The following is a 24,703-nucleotide window of genomic DNA, read 5'->3' on the forward strand; positions in this document are numbered from 1 at the left end:
AGAGGTTTCAGATGCGCTGGTCCGGATAGGTCGCATCGCGCGTATTCAGGCGGGGGCCCGGAGCTGGCCAGCGGATGTCGAATGCCGGGTCGTTCCAGCGTGCACCACGCGCCAGGTCGGGCCGATAGGCTGCGCCCATCAGATAGAGGATCTCACTCCCTGCCTTGATCGTCTGGAAGCCATGGGCGCAGCCTTCCGGGACGAAGAGTGCCTTCCCATTGTCCGCGGAGAGTTCGACGCCCACCCATTCGGCATAGGTCGGAGAGTCCGGTCGCAGATCGACCGCAACGTCGAAGATCGCGCCGCGCGTACAGCGCACCAGCTTCGCATCCGGCACCGGCTTTGCCTGATAGTGCAGGCCGCGCAGCGTGCCGGGATGCGGGTTGAACGACAGGTTGCACTGGACCGGCGTGAAGTCGATGCCGTGCCGGGCAAAGACCTCGGCGCAGTAGCAGCGGGCAAAGTGCCCACGATCATCGGCATGCGGCTCGATCTCGACGATGAAGACACCGGCGATGCGGGTTTCGGTGAGGATCATGCCAGCACCTCGATCTCGGGGATCGGCACGACGAAGCGCCCGCCCCAGGCGCGTACGGGCGCCATCTGCTCGATGATCTCGGTCTTGAGGTTCCAGGGCAGGATCAGCAGGTAGTCTGGCTGCGCCTTCAGGATCGCGTCCGGCGCCCTGATCGGGATACGCGTGCCGGGCAGCAGCCGGCCCTGCTTGTGCGGGCTGCGATCAACGGTGAAATCGATGAGCTCCGGCCCGATGCCGCAATAGTTCAGCAGCGTGTTGCCCTTGGCCGGGGCGCCGTAGGCGGCGACCCGCTTCCCGGCTCGCCTGGTGCCGATCAGGAAATCCAGCAGCGCGAACTTGGTGCGCGCGATCCGCTCGGCGAAGTCTGTGTAGGCGCCGAGACCATCGAGCCCGAACGCCTCCTCCTCCCGGCGCAGCGCCATCACCGCGTCGGTGCATTGCCAGATCCCGCCCTCGGCATGCCCGGCGAAGACACGCAGCGAGCCGCCATGCGTCGCCAGCCGCTCGACATCGAAGACGACGAGACCATGCGCCAGCAGGACACGCTCGATCGCCAGAAAGGAGAAATAGGAAAAGTGCTCGTGGTAGATCGTGTCGAACTGGTTCTCCTGCAGCATCCGCAGCAGATGCGGGAATTCCAGGGTCAGCACGCCGCCCGGCTTGAGCAGCAGCTCGAAGCCGGCGACGAAATCGTTCAGATCCGGCACATGGGCGACGACATTGTTCGCAGCGATCAGATCGGCGCGATGCCCCTGCGCCGCCAGGTCACGCGCCGTGGCGCGGCCGAAGAAGCGCACTTGCGTCGGAATGCCGAGACGCTGCGCCACAGCCGCGACATTGGCCGCCGGCTCGACGCCCAGCACCGGAATGCCGGCGCGCTGGAAGAACTGGAGCAGGTAGCCGTCATTGCTCGCGACCTCGACCACCTTGCTGGTATCCGAGAGGCCGAAGCACTCGATCATCCGCGACGCATAACGTTCGCTATGCGCCAGCCAGCTCTGCGAATAGCCGGAGAAATAGGCGTAGTCGCCGAAGATCGCGTCCGGCGCCTCGACATCGCGCGTCTGCACCAGCTTGCAGGCATCGCAGACATAGACCTGCAGCGGAAAGAAGGTCTCGGGCTCGCAGGCGTCTTCCGGTGGCACGAAGCTGTTGGCGAGCGGGCTCATGCCGAGATCGGCAAAGATGGTAGTCAGGGGCGCGCTGCAGAAGCGGCACTTGCACAGGTTCATCAGCGATAGGCTCCGTGTTCATAGGTTTCGATATCGGCGGCGATGAGGTCGGCAGCGGGGGCCCCGAGGTGATGAGCCCGGTACCATTGCGCCGTCAGCGCCATTGCCGCCTCGAAGTCGAGTCGTGGACGCCAGTCGAGGCGCTGGCGCGCCTTGCTGGAGTCGAGGGCAAGCCGGCTCGCCTCGTGCGGGCCCGGTTTCGCGTCGTGCCGCCAGGAGGCGCTCTCGCCCCAAAGCCGGACGAGGCTGTCGAGAACCGCCGAGACCGGGCGCTCGGCAATGGCATCGGGCCCGAAGTTCCAGGCTTCGGCAAAGCCCGCCTGGTCCGCATGGAGGCGCTCAGCCAGCAGCAGATAGCCACACAGTGCATCGAGCACATGCTGCCATGGCCGCGCCGCCGCCGGGTTGCGCGCGATGACCGGCTCGCCGCGGGCAAAAGCCCGGATCGCGTCCGGCACGAGCCGATCCAGCGCCCAGTCCCCGCCGCCGATGACATTGCCGGCACGAGCGGTCGCGATCGCGATCGTACGCGCCGGCGTGATGGCGAAGGAGCTGCGCCAGGATGCGGCGAGCAGCTCAGTGCAGGCTTTGCTGGCGCTGTAGGGGTCGTGCCCGCCGAGCGCGTCGACCTCGCGATAGGGCCAGGACCATTCGCGGTTCTCGTAGCACTTGTCGGTGGTCGCGATCAGGACGGCCTGCACGCTCGGCTGGGCACGAACCGCTTCGAGCAGGTTCAGCGTGCCCATGACGTTCGTCTCGAAGGTCAGCCGTGGATCGCGATAGGACTGGCGCACCAGGGGCTGGGCCGCCAGGTGCAGGACGATCTCCGGTGCGAGTTGCGCAAGGGCTTCCCGGGTCGCCTGCGCATCCCGCAGATCGCAGGGCGTGCCCGTCACCGTGCCGTGCAGGATGGCCAGCCGCTCCTCCTCGTCCAGATCCTGTGCCGGCAGTGACAGGCCGAGCGGGACGGCGCCGAGCCGCGCCAGCCACAGGCTGAGCCAGGCTCCCTTGAAGCCGCTATGCCCGGTGACGAGGACGCGCCGACCACGCCAGAAGTCCGGATCGGGATTCACCAGACCCGCCATGGCGCCTCGCCGTTTTCCCAGAGCTCCTCAAGGCGACGCTTGTCGCGCAGCGTGTCCATGGGCTGCCAGAAGCCGTCATGGGGGTAGGCCATGAGCTCGCCGTCGCGGGCGAGGCCCTCCATCGGGCCGCTTTCCCAGACAGTGTCGTCGCCGGCGATATGGTCGAGCGCGCGTGGCGACAGCACGAAGAAGCCGCCATTGATGAAGCCCGCGTCGCTCGCAGCCTTCTCGCGGAAACCGCTGACGCCATTGCCGTCGAGGTCGAGCACGCCAAAGCGCCCCGGGGGGCGGACTGCCGTCACCGTGGCGGCGCGGCCATGGCTTTCATGGAAGGCGACCAGCCGGTCGATCGGCACGTCCGAGACGCCGTCGCCATAGGTAAGGCAGAAGCTCTCGTCGTCCAGATAGGGCTTCACGCGGGCGATGCGGCCACCGGTCATCGTCTCCTGCCCGGTGTCGACGAGCGTAACCTTCCAGGGCTCGGCGCGGCCGGCATGAACGGTCATCCCGCCCAGAGTGAAGTCGAATGTCACGTCCGATGAGTGGAGCAGGTAGTTCCCGAAATACTCCTTCAGGAAATAACCCTTGTATCCGAGGCAGATCACGAACTCGTTGATGCCGTAGCGCGAATACAGCTTCATGATGTGCCAGATGATCGGCCGACCGCCGATCTCGATCATCGGCTTGGGCCGATATTCCGATTCTTCCATGATCCGCGTGCCACGCCCGCCGGCCAGGATCACTGCTTTCCTGATCTTCATCATTCGCTTCCGTAGTCCCGCGTCTCGTCATGTGCGGCGATAGAGGGAGAAAATTTCCCACTTGATATTGACGTGGGAATTATTCCCACTTATTCAGCCTGTCAACCCGCTACCGCGTCGTTTCCTGCGCTTCGCGACAGGGACCTCGCTCAAGGAGATTGGCAGATGTCGCTGGCCGCGATGCTTGTTCACGACGCGCCATCGCGCGACCGCCACCCGTGGCGCAGCGCGATCGCCGATGCTGCTCGCGCCGTGGGCCTCGCCGAACTGTGGCTGACCATGGGCTGGTACGATGTGCGCCAGCGCTACAGCCGCTCGGTGTTCGGGCCGTTCTGGGTGACGATCAGCCTGGCCGTGTTCGTCGCGGGATTGGGGATCACCTACGCGGCGCTCTTCCGCGTGCCGGTCGCCGCCTACCTGCCCTATGTCACTGTGGGCATGGTGCTGTGGTCGCTGATCACCGCCCTATTGAACGAGGGCGTCGCCACGTTCACGGCAGCCACGGCGGCAATCAAGCAGATGCCCGCGCCGATCGGCATCCATGTACTGCGCGTCATCTGGCGCAACCTGATCATCCTCGCCCACAACGCCGCGATCGTCCTCGTCGTCCTCCTCGCCTGCGGCGTCAGGCCCGGCTGGGCCGGGTTCGCCGCCCTGCCGGGGCTGGCGCTGCTGCTGCTCAACGGCATCGGCTGGGGTGTGACGCTCGGCCTCGTCGGCGCACGCTTTCGCGACATGATGCCGCTCGTCGCCAATGCGACGCAGATGCTGCTCTTCATCACCCCGGTGCTCTGGCGCGCCGAGGATCTCGGCGACCGGCGCGCACTGGCGCAATTCAACCCGCTGTTCCACCTGATCGAGATCGTGCGCTCCCCCCTGCTCGGCGGTGGCGTCCCGCTCGAGAGCTTCGCCGTGGCGCTCGTCGTCACCGCCCTCAATCTCGGCCTCGCGCTCGCCTTCTACACGCGGCTGCGCTGGCGCGTCGCCTATTGGCTGTGAGGCGGCGGTGAGCTCGATCCACCTCGATCGCGTCAGCGTGCAGTTCCCGCTCTACGGCGGCAGTGCCCGCTCGCTGCGCAACCGCCTCGTCAGCAGCGCCACCGGCGGACGCATCGGTTCCGATGCCCGCTCGCGGGCCTGCATCGAAGCCCTGCGCGACATCGACGTCAGCATCGCCCATGGCGAACGCGTCGCCCTGGTCGGCCATAACGGCGCCGGCAAGACGACGCTGCTGCGTGTACTGGCCGGCATCTATGTGCCCCAGGCCGGCCGCGTCGTGGTGAGCGGCAAGATCGCGCCGCTCTTCGACATCGGTCTCGGCATGGATGGCGAGGCGAGCGGCTATGACAATATCCGCCTGCGCGGCCTCTATCTCGGCCTGAGCCGGCGCCAGATCGAGAGCCGCATCGACGAGATCGCCGACTTCACCGAGCTCGGCAGCTTCCTCGACATGCCGATCCGGACCTATTCGGCTGGCATGCAGACGCGCCTGTCCTTCGCGATCTGCACCAGCGTCGATCCCGACGTGCTGCTGCTCGACGAAGGCATCCTCGCCGGCGATGCGGCCTTCATGGCGAAGGCACAGGCCCGGCTGACCGCCTTCGTCGCCCGCGCCGGCATCCTCGTCCTCGCCTCGCACAGCGACAGCCTGCTCGCCAGCCTCTGCACGCGGGCGCTGCGCCTCGAACATGGCCGCCTCGTCGCCGACGGGCCGCTCGGCGAGGTGCTGGCCCCCACCCCTACCCCGTTACCATCGAACCTCTGGAGCATCCCGGCATGACCGCCCCGGCTGAAAGCCCGACATCCTGCCTTGCCGGCATCGTGATCTACCGCCCCCATTTCGCAGCACTGCGAAGCCTCGTCGCGTCGCTCGCCGACGATGTCTCGACCATCGCCGTCTACGCCAATTCGCCCGTCAGCGGAGAACAGCAGCAGGCGCTCGAGGCGGCGGCCGGCGGGGCCGAACTGGCCATTCTGAGACCAGGCCTCAATCGCGGCCTCGGCGCGGCCTACAACGCGTTTCGCCATCTGGCCAAGGCACGCAACAGCGACTTCCTGCTTCTGCTCGACCAGGACAGCACGCCCGAGCCCGGAATGGCCGGAGCGCTGATGGCGACCCATCGCCGTCTCTCCGCCTGCGGGGAGAAGCCGGCAGTCGTCGGTCCGCAGCCGATCACCTCCGAAGGCGGGAAGATGCGCCTGGCGACCGCGGCCGGGCAGGACGACGAAGAGCCATTGCGGACGAGCTTCGTGATCTCGTCCGGCTCGCTGATCCGCCTCGATGCTCTGGCCGCCATCGGCGACTTCCGCACGGATTACTTCATCGATGCCATCGACATCGAATGGTGTCTGCGGGCCAATGCCGCCGGGTATTCGATCTGGGTCGACCCCGCGGTGCCGATGCAGCACCAGCTCGGGCGGGGCATCATCCGGCTACCCCTCGGCCTGCTGCTGACCGACCAGCCACCGCGGCGGCTCTACACCTATATCCGCAACCAGCTCGCCATGCTCCGGTTGCGGCATGTTCCAGCCCGGCACAAGGTCAAGTTCCTGGCCTCGCTGCCCGTCAGGCTCGTCGTCCACCTTGCCCATCACCGCTTCTCCTCCGATTGCGTCACCGCACTGGTCAACGGTCTCGTCGACGGCGCGCTCGCTCGACTGGGGCCGCCCGACCGCGCGCTCATTCCGTGGTGGAAGCCCGGCCTGTACGCGCGCCGGACGCGGGCTGCAGCAGTGGCGAGTGCAGCAGCCAATGGGCAGCGGGCGACATGAACGATCCGGACATCCTGGTGCTGGGACGCAGCGGCCTGCTCGCCAGCGCGCTTGCCGAGCGCGGCCGCGGAGCCGTCGTGACCGTCGGCCGGCCGGATTTCGACTTGGCGTCGTCTGACGCGCCCGCCCGCCTTCTCGATACGCTCCGCCCCGCAGCGGTCATCAACGCCGCAGCGTATACTGCGGTCGATCGCGCCGAGAGCGAGCCTGAGCTCGCCTTCGCCATCAACCGGGACGGCCCTGCCGCTCTGGCGAAGGCGTGTGCGCGGGCCCGCGTTCCACTCATTCACGTCTCGACCGACTGCGTTTTCGACGGGACGAAGGTCGGCGCCTATCACGAAGCCGACACGCCGCGCCCCCTCAACATCTACGGGGTCTCGAAACGGGCGGGCGAGCGCGCCGTGCTGGACGCGATGCCGTCCGCGCTGGTCGTCAGGACCTCCTGGACCTTCGGGCCGCAGGGCGAGAGCTTCGTGACGCGGCTGCTCGACTGGGCGAAGGGGCGCGACAGCCTGACGATCGTGGGCGATCAGCGCGGCAAGCCGACCTATGCACCGGCTCTGGCGGAGGCATTGCTGATCTTCGCGCACGGCATGATCGCCGGCAGCACGACCGGCGGCCTGATGCATCTGGCCGGCGAGACCGCCCTGAGCCGTGCCGAGCAGGCGCAGATCATCCTGGACCTCGCCCGGGATCGCGGCGGGCCCTGGGCCAGGGTGATCCCGATCCCGTCGAGCGCTCATCCGACCGCAGCGAGGCGACCGCTCAATGCCGTCCTCGACTGCACGCTCGCTGCGCGGCGGGGCATCGCGCTCGGAGCTTTCCGTCGCGACATCGAGATCGTGCTGGATTGCCTGCTCGGCCCGCCCCTTTTGCGCGGGGCGATACAGCCTGAACTCTCGAGGACCTCATGAAAGGCATCGTTCTTGCCGGTGGCAGCGGATCGCGCCTCCACCCCGCGACGCTCGCCGTAAACAAGCAGCTCGTCCCGGTCTACGACAAGCCGATGATCTACTACCCGGTCTCGGTCCTGATGCAGGCCGGCATCGACGAGATCCTGATCATCTCGGCGCCGGAGTATCTCGATAACTACGTCGCCCTTTTCGGCGACGGCTCGGGCTTCGGCCTCACGATGAGCTATGCCGTGCAGCCGCGCCCCGAGGGCCTCGCGCAGGCCTTCGTCATCGGGCGCGATTTCATCGGCGAGGACAGCGTCGCGCTGGTGCTGGGTGACAACATCTTCTTCGGTGCGGGCCTGACCGACATGCTGGCTCGTGCCCGCTCGCGTCAGAGCGGCGCGACCGTCTTCGCCTATGCCGTCGACGATCCGGAGCGCTACGGCGTCGTCACGCTCGACGCGGCGAACCGGCCGCTGCACATCGTCGAGAAACCGCGGTCTCCGCAATCACGCTGGGCCGTCACCGGCCTTTATTTCTACGACAACCGGGTCGTCGAGATTGCCGCCGGCATCCGGCCTTCGGCTCGCGGGGAATTCGAAATCACGGACGTCAACGAGGCCTATCTGCGAGCTGGCGAGCTCCATGTCGAATGCATGTCGCGTGGTTACACCTGGCTCGACATGGGCACGCATGACAGCCTGCTGGAAGCGGGCGAATTCGTTCGCACCATCCAGAAGCGCCAGGGCCAGCTCGTCGCCGGGCTCGAGGAGATCGCCTTCCAACAGGGCTTCATCTCGCACCAGGAGCTCTGCGCCCGCGGCCGGGCGCTCGACAAGACCGACTACGGCCGCAAGCTCCTGGCGATCGCTGCGGAGCACGCATGACGATCCCCAGGGGCTAGCGACCTGGTCCGCCGCCTCCTCCAGGACCACCACCGCCGCCCGGACCACCGCCGCCAGGGCCGCCGCCGCCTCCCGGGCCACCGCCCGGCCCGCCGCCAGGACCACCGGGGCCGCCGCCAGGACCGCCACCGATGCCACCTCCCGGCCCCCCGAAGCCTCCACCGGGACCAGGGCCGAACCCGCCAGATCCGGCAGGACCGGGCCCGAAACCGCCGGGTCCGAAGCCGCCCGGTCCGGCAGCGCCACCGGAATGTCCTTCGCCTTCCCCATTCGTCCTGGCGAAGCGGATATTGTCGATGCTGAGCGCGCCATCGAGACCGAAACGCCCGTCGAGCACCGCCCGGAATTCCTGCCATGGAGAGAGGTCATACGCGAACGCGTCGCTGCGCACGGAGAGGCCGGAGCCGAGCAGCAGGTGCCCGTCACGGGCTCTGACATAGCTCTCGATCGAGACCGAGCCCGCCGCCGGAAGCGCAGGCGCGACGTCGATCCGGGCAGGAAGGAAGCCAGTACGTGCGAGGCGCCCCGTCACTGCCACGCGGCGGCCGACAAGGGCCTCGTCGGCTTCGATCAGCTTGAGGCCGCCGATCCAGAAGCCGTCTTCGTCCCGTTCGACAACGCCCAGGACCCGTGACGAAGCGCGCTCGCCGCGCTCGATCAGACTGGCGGCGATCGTCCCGTCAAGCCGGCGCAGGCCGCTGACGGCCACCTGCTGGCCCTTGCGCCATGCGCCCGGCGGCCTTGTTCCTGCGACCTGAACCCTCTGCCCGAGGACTTCGATGGCATCGGTGGCAATGGCGGTGACCGGGCCAACGACCTCGCGCTCCACCCGGATCGCTTGCGTGACGAGCCCGGCGGAAGCCGCCTGCGCCACGACACGCACGACATGGCCGATGCGCAAGTCGCGGGCGCTGCGCTCCCGCCCGTCGATCGTCACCGGCACATCCGGCCCATAGGCGATGCGCCGGTCGTTCACGAAAATACTGCCGAAGCGCTGGATCGTCCCGACGAAGCCGGTGCCGCCGATGCCGCGGTCGCCGCCGCCCTGTACCTCCGGCGCGAAGCCGGTGCCGCCAATGCCGACGTCGCGCGGCTTCTCAGGCGCGGCGATCGCGGGATGCAGCGACGCGACGCTTGCAGCCAGCGAGGCGAGAACCGCCCGGCGTGTCAGTACGGGCCGCGAGCTCATCCCTGCCCGCTTTCGTCGTTTGCGCGGCCGTCCCGCTCCCGGAAGACGTAGACCCCGCAGTTCCAGCGATGCTCACCGCCGCGATCGGTCTCGCTGGCCGCATGTGCCTCCCGGTTGATGCGTTGCAGCATCTCCAAAGCGAGTTCGCGCGAGCGGGCTTCGAGCTTCTCGGCAAGCTCGGCCGACAGGCCGTCATAGTGGACCGAGCGCTCCAGGAAGGCGGGCTTCAGCCCGAGCACGTTCTCCGTCGCGGCGGCAACGTGATCGTGCAGGTTCCTGCCGAAATAATAGAGTTTCTCGTCGTCGCCGTGCTGCGGGATGAAGGCAGCCTCGGCCAGCACGATCCGATCTTCCCCGTCGATCGAGACGACCCGGCGATCGAGCCACTCGTCGAGCACCGCACGCGGCCGCACATCGCGCGTCACGGATGAGACCAGCTCCTCGAAGGACGGGCCCGCCCCCTCCGTGCTGCGCGGCAGCGGCAAGGGTGTTCCGGTTGCGTCGCAGAAGCGCGGCGAGGCGAGCCAGCGGGCAATGATGGCGCCGGTTCGGGACACCGCCGCCGGCACCGCGTTGACCGGGGCGCCGGCGCCGCGCAGGCGGCTGACCTCCTTGCGATGGATGCCGGTCAACAGGCTCACACGGCTGTCGGTCTGCTCCTTCCCGGGCAGGGCGAAATCGTACTCCGCCACGTTGACATATAATTCCCGAAGCAACTGGCACAGCGCCGGAAAGGTCATGCCGGCCCGGATGCACAGGCGAACGAGTGGCCGCAGCAGTCGTGCCAGCGGCGGATAAAGCTTCTCGGCAGTGGGGCCGGGCGCTGCGTCCGTCATGACGCTTCTGTTAGCCTCAATCGAAGTGGGACACAATCCCACAAATTTCAGCGCAGCTCTTGCGTCGCCCCCGTCATCCATCTATGTGGGAATAATTCCCACATAGATGGATGACATGCATACCCTGCCATCGAGCCAGCCACGCCTTCGGCCAGCCGCGCACGATCTCCTCGATTATGTCGCGCGGCGTTCTGCAACCGCTGCAATGCTTCGGCGGATCCTTTGCTGCGCCCTGGCACTGTCGACGCCCTACGCGATGTTTCTGCTGAATGGCGCGTTGGGATCATGATCCCTGCTCGCCCTGTCCCCGCAGCGGACTCCCAACGCGGTGGCGAGAGCGTGGCACATGGCGGCCGCGGGGCTCTCGCATGTCTGCGCCAGGTGCTGATCATCCTGAACATTCTGACGGGATTGGGCCTCTCCTGGCTCCTCGTGTCGTCGGAGCTGGCCTGCGAGCAGAACGAGGGCTGCCTGCATCGGACCTATCGCGATCCCGTCACGGGAAGGGTCGGCCGGATGCAGTGATGAACGAGCGGCTAAGAGCCTTGGCTCCGGGTGATCCGGTGCCAGCCAGTGGCGCTACTCCGCCAGCGCCTGCTTGCGCCCTCGGACGACCATCGGCGACAGCATGGCGACGAGCAGCAGCGCGACGACGGCGAGCAGGCCGGCGCTGATCGGGCGTGTCAGGAAAACCGAGAAATCCCCGTCGGAGAGCAACATGGCGCGACGGAAATACTCCTCCATCTGTGGCCCGAGGACCAATCCGAGGAGCAGCGGCGCCGGCTCGACCCCGACCTTGATGAAGAAGTAGCCCACCGCAGCGCAACCGAGCATCAGCCAGACGTTGAACAGGCTGTTGGCGATGCCATAGGTGCCGATGCAGCAGAACAGCACGATCGCCGGGAACAGCAGCCGATAGGGTATCCGCAGCATCGAGACCCAGAGGCCGATCAGCGGCAGGTTGATCACCAACAGCATGAGGTTGCCGACCCACATCGAGGCGATGACGCCCCAGACGAGCTGCGGCTGCTCGCGCATGATCTGCGGGCCGGGCTGGATGCCCTGCATCATCAGCGCGCCGATCATCAGCGCCATCAGCGCATTGGCCGGGATACCGAGCGTCAGCAGCGGGATGAAGCTGGTCTGGGCGCCGGCATTATTGGCCGCTTCCGGCCCGGCGACGCCTTCGATGGCACCATGGCCGAAGCGCGAGGGGTCCTTGGCGAGCTTCTTCTCCAGCGCATAGGAGGAGAAGGGTGGCAGTGCCGCCCCGCCACCCGGCAGCACGCCGAGCGCCGAGCCCAGCGCCGTGCCGCGGACCATGGCGGGAAAGGCCTGCTTGAGGTCGGCCCAGCTCGGAATGAGGCCGCGCACGGCCTGGCTCACCACGTGCCGCTCGGCCGGGCGCTCCAGATTGGCGATGATCTCGGCGAGTCCGAACATGCCCATCGCGACCGGCACGAAATCTAGCCCGTCCGACAGTTCCGGGATGCCGAAGGCCATACGCGCCGCGCCGGAGCTGACGTCGATGCCGACCAGCCCGAGCAGCAAGCCGAGCAGCACCATCGAGAGCGAGCGCGCGACCGAGCCATGCGCCAGCACCACCGCGGCGATCAGCCCGAGCACGAGCAGGCTGAAATACTCGACAGCGGTGAACTTCAGCGCCAGCGCCGCCAAGGGGACGCTGAGCAGAGCGATGACGATGGTCGCGACCGTGCCGGCAAAGAAGGAGGATAGCGCGGCGATCGCCAGAGCCAGTCCGGCTTTGCCTTGCCGGGCCATCTGATGCCCGTCGAGGCAGGTCACCACCGAAGAGGTCTCGCCGGGAACGTTGACCAGGATCGCCGTGGTCGAGCCGCCATATTGCGCGCCATAGAAGATGCCGGCGAGCATGATCATGGCGCCGGCCGGCTCCATGCCGAAGGTGAACGGCAGCAGCAGGGCGATCGTCGGGATCGGCCCGATTCCGGGCAGAACCCCGATCGCGGTGCCGATCAGCACGCCGATCAGGCAGAAGCCGAGATTCTTGAGCTCCAGAGCCGTCGACAGGCCGATCAGCAGATTATCGAAGAGTTCCATAACGTGCTCAGCGGGGCCAGAGCGGAACCGGCAGGGCCAGAACCTTGATGAACAGCAGCGCCGCCAAAGCCGACAGCAGAAGCGCAAAGCCGATGCTTTCCAGCGGCCTCGTCTCGCGGGTTGCCAGCCCCGCCAGCAGGACGGTCAGGACCGAGGCGATGGCGAGGCCGAGCCGTTCCGCCGTCAGGGCGAAGACCCCGACCGCAGCCAGCACGGCGAGCAGCGGCCGCAGGCGCACAGCTTCGATGGTTACTGCCACGCCTCTGGCGCTGCGGGCGAGGAAGAACAGGCCGAAGCCGAGCAGGGCCAGCGCCACGACGCGCGGCATGTAGCCCGGCCCCATATCGGCGGCGTGACCAACCGATAGCGTGCGGGTGGCGTAGAGCGCCCCCGCCGCCACCGCGACAAGGAAAGCGCCCAGCAGGACGTCCTGCCAGTCGAGCCGGAGCCGGGTCATCGGCCGCGCCACGGTCAGTTCGTGCCCTTGATGCCGGCTTCGCGGATGATGCTGCCCCAGCGCTCGGTGGCGCTCTTCAGCCAGTCGGCGAACTCGGCGGGTGTGCCGGGCTTCACCACGCCGCCCTGCTCGGCGATCTTGGCCTTGATCTCCGGGTCCTGCAGGATCTTGCCGATCTCGGCATTGAGGCGCGCGACCACCGCCGGCGGGGTCTTGGCCGTCGTCAGGATGCCCTGCCAGGTGCCGGCATCGCCGCCTGGCAAGCCGGCTTCCTTGAAGGTCGGGATGCCGGAGATGCGCTCCTCGCCGGTGACCGCGAGGCCGACGAGCTGCTTGTTGGCGACAAAGGGCAGCGTCGCGGTGGAGCCGTTAATGATAACGCCGCTCTCGCCAGAGACGACGGCGCGCGAGGCGGCCGCGCCGCCCTTGTAGGGCACGTTCTTCCAGGTGATGCCGAGTTCCTTGGCCATCGACACCGCCGTGATGTGGTTGGCCGCTCCGACGCCGGAATTGGCCACGGCGAGCTTGCCCGGATGCGCCTTGGCATAGGCGACGAGTTCCTGCGCGGTCTTGGCCGGAACCGATTCATGCACGGCAAGGACATATGGGCCGAACATCACCATGCCGACCGGCGCGAGATCCTTGGCCGGGTCGTAGGTGAGATCGGAGAACAGGCTCGGCGCGGTCGCCAGCGAGCCGACATCCATGAGCAGGAGGGTATGGCCATCGGCGGGAGCCTTGGCGACCGTGTCGGCGCCGAGATTGCCGGCGGCGCCCGGCTTGTTCTCGATCACGACCGGCTGGCCGATCGCAGCCGAGAGCTTGGGCCCGATCAGGCGGGCAAGGATGTCCGAGGTGCCGCCCGGCGCGAAGGGGACGATAACGCGTACGGGCCGTTCGAAATTCTGGGCTGCTGCAGACCCTGCTGCGAGGCCAAGGCCCGCGAGCGCAGCAAATACAAGCCCCTTTGCGAGGGCCGATGACGGACGGAACGAAGATCTGGACATGGTCGCTCTTTCCTCCGGATGCAGCCGGGCGGGGCCTGGCCGGCACGTGCTGGCGGGCAGTCTCGGTGCTGCCCTGTGAGGCGGAGGATAGGTCAGGCACGATGCTGCAATGAATTAGTTTGGCAATGGAACGATACCGTTTTTGGATTGTGCGATAGCGCCGGAAGCCTTGCCGGCGCCGGCCATCCCCCTAATCTGAGGTTGCAGACGGCAAAAGCCGCGGACCATCTCGGGGAGGACCAGCATGACCCAATCGATTACGCGCCGCAGAGCGCTCGGACTCGCAGGCGGCGCACTCGCAGCGCCTTTCGTCGCGCGGCCGGGTTTCGCGCAAAGCTACCCGGCAAAACCGGTCACGGTGATCATCCCGTTCGGCGCCGGCGGCACCACCGACGTGATCGGCCGGATCATCTGCGAGAAGCTGCAGCAGCGGCTGGGCAAGGCTTTCGTCATCGAGAACCGGGCGGGCGCGGGCGGCAATACCGGCGTCGCCGCGCTCGCCCACGCCACGCCCGATGGCTACACGATCGGCATGACCACGGTCTCGACGCACGGGATCAATCCCAACCTCTACAAGGACAAGATACCCTTCAAGGCGATCGAGGATTTCGAGTTCCTGTCGCTATCGTCCTCGCAGCCGAACTTCCTGTGCATCCACCCTTCCCTGCCGGCGAAGACGGTTCTCGAGCTGATCGCCTATCTCAAGGCCAATCCGGGCAAGGAGAATTTCGGATCCTCGGGGATCGGCACCTCGATCCATCTCTGCGGCGAACTCTTCATGCAGCTCGCCGGCGTCAAGATGCAGCACGTCACCTACCGCTCCTCGGCCGCGCTGGTGCAGGACGTCGTCGCCGGCAACGTCAAGCTCTCCTTCGACAACTTCACTTCGCCCTATCCACACTACAAGGCCGGAACGCTGCGCGGCCTCGCCGTCACCACGGTCGACCGGGCTAGGATCGCGCCCGAGATCCCGCCGCTGGCAGAGACGCTGCCCGGTTTCGACATCAGCTCCTGGAACGGGTTCCTCGCGCCGAAAGGCACGCCGAAGGAAATTTGCGACAGCCTCACCAGGGAGATGCAGGCGATCCTGAAGGAGCCCGGCGTCGTCTCGCGGTTCGAGGAACTCGGCGCGGCGCCGACGCCCTCGACCGGTGCCGAGGCCAAGGCAAAGTCGGTCGCCGAGCTCGCCAAGTTCAAGGACATCATTGAAAAGGCCGGGATCACCATCCAGAACTGACGCCGGCCCCACGCTGCGGCTGCACCGCAGAGGCCGCGCGGGAGGCGGGACATGTTCGAGCTGAGCCAGCTGCGCTGCTTCGTCGCCGTCGCGGAGGAGCTGCATTTCGGCCGCGCTGCGGCGCGGCTGAACATGACCCAGCCGCCGCTCAGCCGGCAGATCCAGATCCTCGAGCGAGTGCTGGACGTCGTGCTGCTCGAGCGCAGCAACCGCACGGTGAAGCTGACGCCGGCCGGCCAGAGCTTCCTCGCTGAGGCGCGCCGGCTGCTCAAGCTCGCCGAGAGCGCCGCCTTGCTCGCCAAACGCGTCGCCAACGGCAAGGCGGGCTCGATCAATATCGGTTTCACTGCAACCTCGGCCTATTCCTATGTGCCGAGGCTGGTCGCCGCCTGCCGTCGCGAATTGCCGGATGTCGAGGTCGCACTGATGGAGATGGTCAGCGGCGACCAGCTCAAGCGGCTCGACTCCGGCGAGATCGACATCGGCCTGCTGCGCCCGCCGATCCCGCGCCGCGGCCTCAGCGCCTTCCGGGTGATGACCGAGCCGCTGATCGCCGCCATCCCGGCAGGTCACGCTCTGGCGCGGGACGAGAGCGTGGCGCTGGCCGATCTCGCCGGCGAACCCTTCATCATGTATGCGCCCTATGAGGCGCGCTATTTCCACGATCTGCTCGTCGAGCTGTTCTCGCGCGCCGGCCTGGTGCCGAACTATGTCCAGCACCTGGCGCAGATTCATTCGATGCTCGCCATGGTCCATTCCGGCGTCGGCGTCGCGCTGGTGCCGGAAACAGCGGTCAACCTGCGTTTCAGCGGCGTCGCGCTGCGACCGCTCGACCTGCCACGCCATCGCCCGGCCGAGCTCTTCTTCGTCAGCCGCGACGACAACGACAATCCGCTGGTGCCGATCGTCACCGCGCTGGCACGGGAGATCGCCGAGACCAGCGAAACAATTCAACGATTGGATCGATCGATCCAGTGATTGGTCTTAACGCGCATCGATCTTGCTCTACTGCTTCGGCATCGCCAGCGAGGGATCGAGATCATGAGCAAGTTCACACCGCAGGAGATGGCAAGGCGGATCGGCGACGGCCTGCTGTCCTTCCCGGTCACGCCGTTCACCGCTGCCAACACCTTCGACGAGGCGCGCTACCGCTCCAATCTCGACTGGCTCTGCGGCTACGAGGTCGCTGGTCTCTTCGCCGCGGGCGGCACGGGCGAGTTCTTCTCGCTCTCGCCGCAGGAGGTGGTCAGGGTCGTCGCGACCGCCGTCTCTGCGACGGCCGGGCGCGTACCGGTGCTGGCCGGCGTCGGCCACGGTACGCAGATCGCCTGTGAGCTCGCCAAAGAGGTCGAGAGCGCCGGCGCCGACGGCATCCTGCTGCTGCCGCCCTATCTCGTCTTCTCCGAGCAGGACGGGCTCGCCGCCCATATTGATGCCGTCTGCAAGGCGACGACGCTCGGCGTGATCGTCTACAACCGCGACAACGCCATCCTGACCGAGGAGACGCTGGCGCGGCTCTGTGAGCGCAATCCCAATCTCGTCGGCTTCAAGGACGGTGTCGGCGACATCGAGCTGATGACCCGCATCCATCTGAAGATGGGCGACCGCCTGACCTATGTCGGCGGCCTGCCGACCGCCGAGACCTTCGCCCTGCCTTATCTCGAAATGGGCGTGACCACCTATTCCTCGGCGGTGTTCAACTTCGTTCCGCAGTTCTCGACCAAGTTCTACGCCGCCGTGCGCCGGCGCGACCGGGCTACCGTCCAGGCCGGCCTGCGCGACTTCATCTTGCCATTGATCGCGATCCGCAACCGCAAGCGCGGCTATGCCGTCTCGATGATCAAGGCTGGCATGAAGGTGATCGGCCGCGATTCCGGCCCCGTACGCGCGCCGCTGACCGACCTCACCGAAGCCGAGACGGCCGAACTCGCGGCGCTCATCGCCCGCCTCGACGCAGGCGACTTCGCAACACGCGAACTGGCCGCGGCCTGACGGGGTCGCCCGGCGCGCCTCGATCCTGATGACATCTGGACTCAATCAAGCTGGGCCCAGACGTCATCCTTGGGCCGGTAACCGATCAGCTTCTCGCTCTCCGCGAGGCTCCAGGGCATGCCCGTGTTGGCCGACATGCCGTTGACGACGACGCCGGGGGCCGGCCAGCCGGCGGCATCCGCCAGCAATGCTCTTTCCATGACGGCGGCGTAGTCGCGGTCGGACAGCCACATATTGCGGAACCAGCGAAGATCGCGTTCGGCCTCTTCGCCGGCGCCGGGCTCCTCGCCGGGCAGTCCGGAGGTATTGAGGGTGCGCGGATCGTTCGCGCCCGGCTGGCACCAGCCGATGCGCACCGATACGGTGGTGAACCTGCTGCCAGACAGGTTGGCCTTGGCGCAGCAGGCGCGCTCGCCCATCAGCTTGGAGGCGCCATAGGCGAAGCCCTGCACGATCTCGCGGCCGTTGAAGAAGCGCGTGCCAGGGCCGGGCGGCAAATCGGTGCGCAGGCCGCCAGGGCCGATCGTGCCCGCCAGCGGCTCGTCCTTGTACTGACCCATCGCGTGGTTGGAGGAGGCGAAGACGAAGCGGCGCACGCCGGCTTGGGCGGCGGCCTCGAGCAGATGCAGCGTCATGTCGAAGGACGCGCAGGAATCGCTCCATGGCGCGTCCGGCAAAGGGTTGCTGGCGGCGAGGTGGACGACCGCATCGATACCCTGCAGGGCCTCGCGCCAGCGCGCGTCTTGTGGATCTGCGAGATCGGCCTCGATCCAGACCAGCCGCGGGTCCGTCAGGTCGGAAACTGCCAGACGGTCGACGGCAACGATGCGCCGGCACCAGGAGCTGGCGAGCAGGTGAGCCGCCAGCTTGCGGCCGAGATTGCCACCGGCGCCGGTGATTAGGACGGACTGGATAGCGCTCTGCAATGTCATCGGATGTCCGGTCGAGAGGAAGCGGAATGCGTGAGAGCGCTGCGGTCAGCGGCCGAACAGTTTGAGCGAGATCGCGATCCCTGGCGCCACCTGCGTTTCCATGCTGGTCCAGCGCGTGCCCTCGATGATGACGACCGTCATGGCGGCGCTCGCCGCGTCGGCGTCGCGCGCGATGATCGCATCGAGAATGGTGCGATGCTGGCGCAGCGCCAGCGCGAAGCGTTCGGGATCGTCGACCGGCGCGCTCAGTGCGAAGGCGGCGGCGAGCGCCGTTTCGATGACCGAGCCGATCGAATGCAGGAAGGGATTGCCGGAGGCGTCGAGGATGGCGCGATGGAAGGCGAGATCGGCCGTGGTGAAGCCATCGCGCGTCTGGTCGGGCGGCCCCATGCGGCGCCAGGCCGCTTCGATCCGGCAGATGTCCTCGTCGCTGCGACGCAGCGCGGCCGAGGCGGCCGCCAGCGGCTCGAGCGCCTGCCTGATGTCGAACAGGTTCTCGAAGAAGGGCGCATCGGCGCCGCGCTGCAAGCGCCAGCTCAGGATATCGGCGTCGAACATGTTCCAGCGCTTCTCTTCGAGAATGCGCGTGCCGACCTTGGTCTTCGGTTCGACCAGGCCCTTGGCGGCGAGGGTCTTGAGTGCTTCGCGCAGGACCGAGCGTGAAACGGAGAAGCGCTCCATCAGGTCGGCATCCCCCGGCAAGGTGCTGCCGATCGGATACTGGCCAGCGACGATGCGATGGCCGATGCCGTGCACGACGAGATCATGCGCGGAGCGGGAAGGCATCGAGAGGACGAGGCCGGCTTGCGGCGAGTTCATGATGCGCTCACCCCGCCCCGTTCGGCGCGAAGCGGCTAGCCGGCCACAGCATCGCAGCGAGGCGGCTCCGTCGCATGGGGGAGCTATTTCTTCTTGTTGTAGACATCGATCGAAACCGCAGCGAGCAGAACCAGGCCTTTGATGACCTGCTGATAGTCGATGCCGATACCGAGAATCGACATGCCATTGTTCATCACGCCCATGACCATGGCGCCGATCACCGCGCCGGTGACCTTGCCGACACCGCCGGAGGCCGAGGCACCGCCGATGAAGCAGGCGGCGATGACATCGAGCTCGAAGCCGAGGCCGGCCTTCGGCGTCGCCGTGTTGAGGCGCGCGGCGAAGATCAGCCCGGCAAGCCCGGCGAGCACGCCCATGTTGACGAAGGTCAGGAAGGTCAGGCGCTCGGTCTTGATACCCGAGAGCCGCGCTGCCTTCTCGTTGCCGCCGAGCGCGTAGATGCGCCGGCCGATCACGGTGCGGTTGGTGACGAAGGCGTAGAGGGCGATCAGCAGGAACATGATCACCAGCACGTTCGGCAGGCCGCGATAGGTGGCAAGCTGATAGCAAAAGGCGAGGACCAGTAGGGCGAGCAGCGCGTTCTTGGCGGCGAAGAGCGTGAAGGGCGAGGTCTCGACGCCGTGACGGAGCTGGTTAGCCCGGCCTCTCAGGCTGAAATAGACCATCGCGACGACGCAGGCGGCGCCAAGGAAGAGCGCGGTCAGGTTGAAGCCCTCCATCCCAAACAGGTCCGGGATGAAGCCGGAGGAGAGCTTCTGGAAGGTCGGCGGGAACGGGCCGACCGACATGCCGCCGAGCAGGGCGAGCGTCAGGCCCTTGAAGACCAGCATGCCGGCAAGCGTGACGATGAAGGACGGCACGTTGAAATAGGCGACCCAGTAGCCCTGCGCCGCACCGATCAGCCCACCGACGATCAAGCAAATGATGATGGTCGGGACGAAGTGGACGCCGTAGCGCACCATCAGCACCGCGGCGAGGCCGCCGACGAAGCCGACCACAGAACCGACCGAGAGGTCGATATGGCCGGCGACGATGACCAGCAGCATGCCGAGCGCCATGATGACGATATAGCTGTTCTGCAGGATCAGATTGGTCAGGTTGAGCGGCTTCAGCAGCGTGCCGTCGGTCATGACCTGGAAGAACAGCATGATCGCCAGGAGCGAGAGCAGCATGCCGTAGTCGCGGAAATGCGACTTGATGAAGCTCAGCGAGGATGCGCCCTTCGAGCCGCGCACATCGTCGGTCAGGCTCGTATCCATCAGCGTCTCCCCGATCTCATGATGGCCTGCATGATCTTTTCCTGGGATGCTTCGGCGCCATCGAACTCGGCGACGAGCGCACCCTCGTTCATGACGTAGATGCGGTCGCACATGCCGAGCAGCTCGGGCATTTCCGAGGAGATCATCAGCACCGCCTTGCCGGCCTCGGCCAGCTGGTTGATGATCGTATAGATCTCGTATTTGGCGCCGACATCGATGCCCCGCGTCGGCTCGTCGAGGATCAGCACCTGCGGGTCGGCGAAGAGCCATTTGCTCAGCACGACCTTCTGCTGGTTGCCGCCTGAGAGGTTGACGGTCTGCTGGTAGACGCTCGGGCTGCGGATCCTGAGCTTGGCGCGATAGTCGTTGGCGACGGCGAGCTCGCGCATGTCGTCGATCACGCCGCGGCTGGCGACACCTGCCAGGTTGGCGAGGGTAACGTTCTTGCAGATGTCCTCTTCGAGGACGAGGCCGAGGGACTTGCGATCCTCGGTCGCATAGGCGAGGCCGCTGGCGATGGCGCGTTCCACCGTGCCGACATCGATCTCCCTGCCGCCGAGCATCGCAATGCCGCTGATCTTCTGGCCGTAGGAGCGGCCGAACAGGCTCATCGCGAACTCGGTGCGCCCGGCCCCCATCAACCCGGCGATGCCGACGATCTCGCCGCGCCTGATGCTGAGATCGACGCCCTTCACCACCTGCCGCTCGGCATGGATCGGGTGATGGGCCGTCCAGCTCCGGACTTCGAACAGGACCTCGCCGGGACGGCTCTCGCGCTTGGGATAGCGGTCGGCCATCTCGCGCCCGACCATGCCCTTGATGATGCGGTCCTCGCTGATCGCCTGCGCGCGGCAATCGAGGGTCTCGACCGTCGCACCGTCGCGCAGCACGGTGATGGCGTCGGCGACCTTGGCGATCTCGTTGAGCTTGTGCGAGATCAGGATCGAGGCGATGCCCTGCTTCTTGAATTCGAGCAGCAGCTCGAGCAGAGCGTCGCTGTCGCGCTCGTTCAGGCTCGCAGTCGGCTCGTCGAGGATGAGCAGCCTGACCCGCTTCGACAGCGCCTTGGCGATCTCGACCAATTGCTGCTTGCCGACGCCGAGCGTGGTGACCAGCGTCTCCGGCGCCTCCTTCAGCCCGACCTTGGCGAGCAGCTCCTTGGCCCGGGCCGAGACCGCCGACCAGTCGATGACGCCATGGTTCGCCTGCTCATTGCCGAGGAAGATGTTCTCGGCGATCGAGAGCAGCGGTACCAGGGCAAGCTCCTGGTGGATGATGATGATGCCGAGGCTCTCGCTGTCTGCGATGCCGCGAAACTGGCGCTCCTGCCCGTCGAAATGGATGGCGCCGGAATAGGAGCCGTGCGGATAGACGCCGCTCAGCACCTTCATCAGCGTCGACTTGCCGGCGCCGTTCTCGCCGACGAGGGCGTGGATCTCGCCCGCTTCGACGGTAAGGTTGACGTTGTCGAGCGCATTGACGCCTGGGAACGTCTTGGTGATCCCGCGCATCTCGAGGATTGTCTGCATCGCTTCATCCCGCAGCGGAGAGCGCGCGGGCTACTGCGAGCCCGCGCCCGGAGGGGCGTTGCGGCCAGGCGCGTGTAGTGCCCGGCCGTCGCGGCGCGCTTACTTCACCTGGTTCTCGGTGTAGTAGCCGCTGGCGATCAGGGTCTCCTTCCAGTTGGAAGCGTCGACGCTGACCGGCTTGAGCAGGTAGGACGGCACGGTCTTGACGCCGTTCTCATAGGTCTTGGTGTCGTTGACCTCGACCTCCTTGCCCGAGAGCGAGGCGTCGACCATGTTCGCCGCGATCTTGGCGAGCTCGCGCGTGTCCTTGAACACGGTCGAGGTCTGCTCCTTGTTGAGGATCGACTTGACCGACTGGACCTCGGCGTCCTGCCCGGTGATCACCGGCATGGCCTGCTTGCCGCTGCCATAGCCGACGCCCTTGAGCGAGGAGATGATGCCGATGCTCAGCCCGTCATAGGGCGAGAGCACGGCGTCGACGCGCTTGTCGGCGTAGTAGGCACTGAGCAGGTTGTCCATGCGGGCCTGGGCGACGGCGCCGTCCCAGCGCAGGGTCGAGACCTTGTCCATGCCGAGCTGGCCGCTGCGCACCACGAGCTTGCCGCTCTTGATGTAGGGCTCCAGCACCGACATCGCGCCGTTGTAGAAGAAATAGGCGTTGTTGTCGTCGGGCGAGCCGCCGAACAGCTCGATATTGAACGGGCCCTTGCCTTCCTTCAGGCCGAGCGCCTTCTCGATATAGCCGGCCTGCAGAACGCCGACCTGGAAGTTGTCGAAGGTGGCGTAGTAGTCGACATTCTTGGAATTTCGGATCAGGCGGTCATAGGCGATGACCTTGATGCCCTTGCTCGCGGCCTGCTGCAGCGCGTCCGACAGGGTGGTGCCATCGATCGCGGCGATGACCAGGACCTTGACGCCCTTGGTGATCATGTTCTCGATCTGGGCGAGCTGGTTCGGGATGTCGTCGTCCGCATATTGCAGATCGACGCCGTAGCCCTTCTCCTTCAGCGACTTCACCATGTTGTCGCCGTCGGCGATCCAGCGCGCCGAGGATTTGGTCGGCATCGAGACGCCGATCGTGCCCTTCTGCTGAGCCTGCGCCATCGGCGCAAAGGCGAAAGCGCCAAGCGCAAGGGCCATCATCCATTGGACTGCCTTCATGCGTCTCTCCCATGATTGATCAGTGGCCTGCTCTCCGGCAGGCCTGCCTATTAGTCATATAATATACCAACAGGCGCTCGCAGTTGGGCAGAGCCGGTGTGGCTTGTCAATCAGCTAGTCGTCGACGTGGTCGTGACCGCCGACGCGGCCCGGTCGCCAATAGCCTTCGGAGGCGATCGCCGCCTTTGGCATCCCCGCTTGCACGAGATGATGCCGCCAGGAGCGGACATTGCTCGTTTCACCCATCAAGTAGGCTTGCCCCTTGCCGGCGGAAAGCGGCAGGGCGCGCAGGGCTTCCAGCACCAGCGCGTTCGGTCCGGCAGGGATGCTGCCACGCGCGAGCCAGCGGCTGGTCAAGGCCGCAGCGGTTTCGATGGCGGTCTCGTCCTGCGCGAAGGCGTTCTCGATCAGGGCATGGACTCTCGTGCCGGCGGGGATCGTTTCCAGCATATGCCGCAGTGCCGGCATCCCGGTCTCATCGACGCAGAACAGGTGCCACTCCGCATCCGGGACGACGACAGTGCGGCCACGCGGACCATGAGCGAGCAAGGTATCCCCAGGGCGCGCAGCTTTGGCCCAGCTCGGTGCCGGCGTCGCCCCGTGCAGCACGAAATCGATGGCGAGCCGCTTCGCGTTCCGATCGAGCCAGCGGATGGTGTAGTCGCGCCGGCCGGTGCCGCCCTCCGGCAACGGCATGCGCAGCACCAGCGCCTGGCCCGGCCGGTAGTCGAGCTGGTCCAGCGTATCGGCGGTGAAGACGACGCGGCGAATGCGCGGCGCGACGTCGAGGGCCTCGACGACGGAAAGGTGCCATTCTTCGAGGGCGGGACGGGAGGCGGGCGCGGCAGGCATATCGGTCATGGCAGTGAGGTCCAGTAGACGCCGTCGAGGGGGAAGGGCTGGAAGCGCTCGTGCAGCTGGCGGAGCAACCCTTCGGGATCGAGATCGGCGAAGAGCGCGGGGTGCAGCCATTTGGCGAAAGCCTGCACCGCCGCGACGTTGAAAGGCGAATTGTAGAAGTGGTGCCAGACCGCGTGCGCCCTGCCAAGGCGTACCGCCTCGAGCTGCGCAATGCCGGGGCGCGCCAGCGAGCGCTTGAGGCTCGCCTGCGCGACATCCGCGGAAACCCCGGCGCCAAGCGCGAGCCAGGGCTTCCTCTCAGCCGACGCGGCACCGCCGATCGCGGTGCCGACATAGACCTGCGGCGGATGGGCGAGGAGCCATTCCAGGCTGACGGTTCCGGCCTCGCCCGGCACCATCGCCTCGGCGACGTTGAAGCCGCCCGCCGCGGTGACGAAGCGGCCGATCATGCCGCGCGTCATCGTCTCGCAGCAGCTCGAATCGAGCCCGACACGGCTTTCGACGAAGACGCCGACGGGTGCCGGTTTCGCCTGCTTCAGCCGGCCCTCGACCTCAGCCAGCGCCACGCGCCAGAGCGTGAGGAACTCGGCAGCCTCCTTCTCGCGGCCGAGTACCTGGCCGAGCAGTTCCAGCGATTTCGGGGTGTTGACCAGCGGGTCGCTGCGGAAATCGATGAAGATGATCGCCGTGCCGGTTTTCTCCAGCGCCGCGATCACCTCGCCGGAGCGCGTGTCCGGGCCGTGGCCGCCGAGGCCGAAGATCGCGACCTGCGGTTTCAGCGCGATCGCCTGCTCCAGACTGAAGCTCTCCTTGGCGGCGCGGCCGATCCGGGCGATCCCGGCGATCTTCGGGAAGCGCGCATGGTAGCGGGCATAGCTTGCCGGATCGACGGCCTCGTAGTCGCCCATCATGCCGACCAGGCGCCCGACGGGGTCATCCCGGTCGAGGATGGCGAGGGCCGGAACATAGCGGCCCTCGCCGATGATGATGCGCTCGACCTTGTCGGGAACCGTCACCGTCCTGCCGGCGAGATCGGTCACCTGCTTCGCATCCGCCATGGCGGGTGGAAGCAGGAGGGACAGGCTGAGCAGGGCCGCGCGCAGCATGGCGTCTGGTCTCCGGGTCGGCATGAGGC

General features: G+C 66.8%; 25 protein-coding genes. 9 read left to right on the forward strand and 16 right to left on the reverse strand.

The annotated features are described in order from the left end of the window. Nucleotides 1-7 precede the first annotated feature (7 nt). From rfbC to rfbF, 4 genes are read right to left on the reverse strand one after another with little or no spacing between them, the layout of a single operon-like run. Nucleotides 8-538, reverse strand: a complete 531-nt coding sequence (gene rfbC, locus ACWIGM_RS16055; protein WP_454026908.1) for a dTDP-4-dehydrorhamnose 3,5-epimerase — start codon at nt 536-538, stop codon at nt 8-10. Continuing rightward, the gene (locus ACWIGM_RS16060; protein ID WP_454026909.1) at nt 535-1,770 is read right to left on the reverse strand and encodes a methyltransferase domain-containing protein; all 1,236 of its coding nucleotides are present in this window, start codon (nt 1,768-1,770) and stop codon (nt 535-537) included. The genes rfbC and ACWIGM_RS16060 overlap by 4 nt, the downstream gene beginning before the upstream one ends. Next, nucleotides 1,770-2,855 (reverse strand): CDP-glucose 4,6-dehydratase, encoded by a 1,086-nt coding sequence (gene rfbG, locus ACWIGM_RS16065; protein WP_454026910.1) that lies wholly within the window; start codon nt 2,853-2,855, stop codon nt 1,770-1,772. Before rfbG ends, ACWIGM_RS16060 begins: the two co-directional genes overlap by 1 nt. After that, nucleotides 2,840-3,616, reverse strand: coding sequence for a glucose-1-phosphate cytidylyltransferase (gene rfbF / locus ACWIGM_RS16070; RefSeq protein WP_454026911.1), 777 nt, complete (start codon nt 3,614-3,616; stop codon nt 2,840-2,842). Before rfbF ends, rfbG begins: the two co-directional genes overlap by 16 nt. 165 nt (nt 3,617-3,781) lie before the next feature. On the opposite strand from rfbF, the gene ACWIGM_RS16075 reads away from it, so the two are divergent. The 5 genes from ACWIGM_RS16075 to rfbA are packed head-to-tail and all read left to right on the forward strand — an operon-like array spanning nt 3,782 to nt 8,171. Beyond that, a complete protein-coding gene (locus ACWIGM_RS16075) occupies nt 3,782-4,615 on the forward strand; it encodes an ABC transporter permease (RefSeq protein WP_454026912.1) in 834 nt (277 codons plus the stop codon). Nucleotides 4,616-4,622: 7 nt separating this feature from the next. Beyond that, on the forward strand, nt 4,623-5,396 hold the full coding sequence (locus ACWIGM_RS16080) for an ABC transporter ATP-binding protein (protein WP_454026913.1): 774 nt from the start codon (nt 4,623-4,625) through the stop codon (nt 5,394-5,396). Beyond that, on the forward strand, nt 5,393-6,388 hold the full coding sequence (locus ACWIGM_RS16085; protein WP_454026914.1) for a glycosyltransferase family protein: 996 nt from the start codon (nt 5,393-5,395) through the stop codon (nt 6,386-6,388). Before ACWIGM_RS16080 ends, ACWIGM_RS16085 begins: the two co-directional genes overlap by 4 nt. Continuing rightward, nucleotides 6,385-7,302, forward strand: coding sequence for a dTDP-4-dehydrorhamnose reductase (gene rfbD / locus ACWIGM_RS16090; RefSeq protein WP_454026915.1), 918 nt, complete (start codon nt 6,385-6,387; stop codon nt 7,300-7,302). The genes ACWIGM_RS16085 and rfbD overlap by 4 nt, the downstream gene beginning before the upstream one ends. Beyond that, nucleotides 7,299-8,171: a glucose-1-phosphate thymidylyltransferase RfbA gene (gene rfbA, locus ACWIGM_RS16095; RefSeq protein ID WP_454026916.1), complete on the forward strand. Its 873-nt coding sequence runs from the start codon at nt 7,299-7,301 to the stop codon at nt 8,169-8,171. Before rfbD ends, rfbA begins: the two co-directional genes overlap by 4 nt. 13 nt (nt 8,172-8,184) lie before the next feature. Here rfbA and ACWIGM_RS16100 read toward each other — a convergent pair whose 3' ends face one another. Both ACWIGM_RS16100 and ACWIGM_RS16105 read right to left on the reverse strand, forming a co-directional pair. Beyond that, a complete protein-coding gene (locus tag ACWIGM_RS16100) occupies nt 8,185-9,378 on the reverse strand; it encodes a DUF5666 domain-containing protein (RefSeq protein WP_454026917.1) in 1,194 nt (397 codons plus the stop codon). Further along, complete coding sequence (locus ACWIGM_RS16105) at nt 9,375-10,214, reverse strand: DUF6502 family protein (RefSeq protein ID WP_454026918.1); 840 nt, start codon at nt 10,212-10,214, stop codon at nt 9,375-9,377. Before ACWIGM_RS16105 ends, ACWIGM_RS16100 begins: the two co-directional genes overlap by 4 nt. A 381-nt stretch (nt 10,215-10,595) precedes the next feature. On the opposite strand from ACWIGM_RS16105, the gene ACWIGM_RS16110 reads away from it, so the two are divergent. Then, nucleotides 10,596-10,739, forward strand: coding sequence for a hypothetical protein (locus tag ACWIGM_RS16110; protein ID WP_454026919.1), 144 nt, complete (start codon nt 10,596-10,598; stop codon nt 10,737-10,739). 54 nt (nt 10,740-10,793) lie between these two features. Here the strand turns inward: ACWIGM_RS16110 and ACWIGM_RS16115 are convergent, their stop codons facing one another. The 3 genes from ACWIGM_RS16115 to ACWIGM_RS16125 are packed head-to-tail and all read right to left on the reverse strand — an operon-like array spanning nt 10,794 to nt 13,757. Continuing rightward, a complete protein-coding gene (locus ACWIGM_RS16115; protein WP_454026920.1) occupies nt 10,794-12,293 on the reverse strand; it encodes a tripartite tricarboxylate transporter permease in 1,500 nt (499 codons plus the stop codon). A 7-nt stretch (nt 12,294-12,300) separates the two neighbouring features. Beyond that, nucleotides 12,301-12,750, reverse strand: a complete 450-nt coding sequence (locus tag ACWIGM_RS16120; RefSeq protein ID WP_454026921.1) for a tripartite tricarboxylate transporter TctB family protein — start codon at nt 12,748-12,750, stop codon at nt 12,301-12,303. Nucleotides 12,751-12,764: 14 nt separating this feature from the next. Further along, on the reverse strand, nt 12,765-13,757 hold the full coding sequence (locus tag ACWIGM_RS16125) for a Bug family tripartite tricarboxylate transporter substrate binding protein (protein ID WP_454026922.1): 993 nt from the start codon (nt 13,755-13,757) through the stop codon (nt 12,765-12,767). Between the two features lie 244 nt (nt 13,758-14,001). On the opposite strand from ACWIGM_RS16125, the gene ACWIGM_RS16130 reads away from it, so the two are divergent. The 3 genes from ACWIGM_RS16130 (at nt 14,002) to kdgD (ending at nt 16,986) form a co-directional block, all read left to right on the forward strand. Then, entirely contained in the window at nt 14,002-14,994 is a 993-nt protein-coding gene (locus ACWIGM_RS16130) for a Bug family tripartite tricarboxylate transporter substrate binding protein (protein ID WP_454026923.1), read from the forward strand. A 51-nt stretch (nt 14,995-15,045) separates the two neighbouring features. Continuing rightward, nucleotides 15,046-15,972 (forward strand): LysR family transcriptional regulator, encoded by a 927-nt coding sequence (locus tag ACWIGM_RS16135; protein WP_454026924.1) that lies wholly within the window; start codon nt 15,046-15,048, stop codon nt 15,970-15,972. Nucleotides 15,973-16,035: 63 nt separating this feature from the next. Further along, entirely contained in the window at nt 16,036-16,986 is a 951-nt protein-coding gene (gene kdgD / locus ACWIGM_RS16140) for a 5-dehydro-4-deoxyglucarate dehydratase (protein WP_454026925.1), read from the forward strand. 41 nt (nt 16,987-17,027) lie between these two features. Here the strand turns inward: kdgD and ACWIGM_RS16145 are convergent, their stop codons facing one another. The 7 genes from ACWIGM_RS16145 to ACWIGM_RS16175 form a co-directional block, all read right to left on the reverse strand. Further along, nucleotides 17,028-17,918: an NAD-dependent epimerase/dehydratase family protein gene (locus tag ACWIGM_RS16145; protein WP_454026926.1), complete on the reverse strand. Its 891-nt coding sequence runs from the start codon at nt 17,916-17,918 to the stop codon at nt 17,028-17,030. Between the two features lie 45 nt (nt 17,919-17,963). Continuing rightward, nucleotides 17,964-18,737 (reverse strand): FadR/GntR family transcriptional regulator, encoded by a 774-nt coding sequence (locus tag ACWIGM_RS16150; protein ID WP_454026927.1) that lies wholly within the window; start codon nt 18,735-18,737, stop codon nt 17,964-17,966. Nucleotides 18,738-18,820: 83 nt separating this feature from the next. Next, complete coding sequence (gene mmsB, locus ACWIGM_RS16155; protein WP_454027017.1) at nt 18,821-20,005, reverse strand: multiple monosaccharide ABC transporter permease; 1,185 nt, start codon at nt 20,003-20,005, stop codon at nt 18,821-18,823. 11 nt (nt 20,006-20,016) lie between these two features. Then, nucleotides 20,017-21,546, reverse strand: a complete 1,530-nt coding sequence (mmsA, locus tag ACWIGM_RS16160) for a multiple monosaccharide ABC transporter ATP-binding protein (RefSeq protein ID WP_454026928.1) — start codon at nt 21,544-21,546, stop codon at nt 20,017-20,019. A 99-nt stretch (nt 21,547-21,645) separates the two neighbouring features. Continuing rightward, nucleotides 21,646-22,707, reverse strand: coding sequence for a multiple monosaccharide ABC transporter substrate-binding protein (chvE, locus tag ACWIGM_RS16165; protein WP_454026929.1), 1,062 nt, complete (start codon nt 22,705-22,707; stop codon nt 21,646-21,648). Nucleotides 22,708-22,821: 114 nt separating this feature from the next. Further along, entirely contained in the window at nt 22,822-23,568 is a 747-nt protein-coding gene (locus ACWIGM_RS16170; protein WP_454026930.1) for a siderophore-interacting protein, read from the reverse strand. Then, on the reverse strand, nt 23,565-24,674 hold the full coding sequence (locus ACWIGM_RS16175; protein ID WP_454026931.1) for an ABC transporter substrate-binding protein: 1,110 nt from the start codon (nt 24,672-24,674) through the stop codon (nt 23,565-23,567). Before ACWIGM_RS16175 ends, ACWIGM_RS16170 begins: the two co-directional genes overlap by 4 nt. Between the last annotated feature and the right edge of the window lie 29 nt (nt 24,675-24,703).

It is taken from the genome of Allobosea sp. NPDC055332, assembly GCF_053645455.1.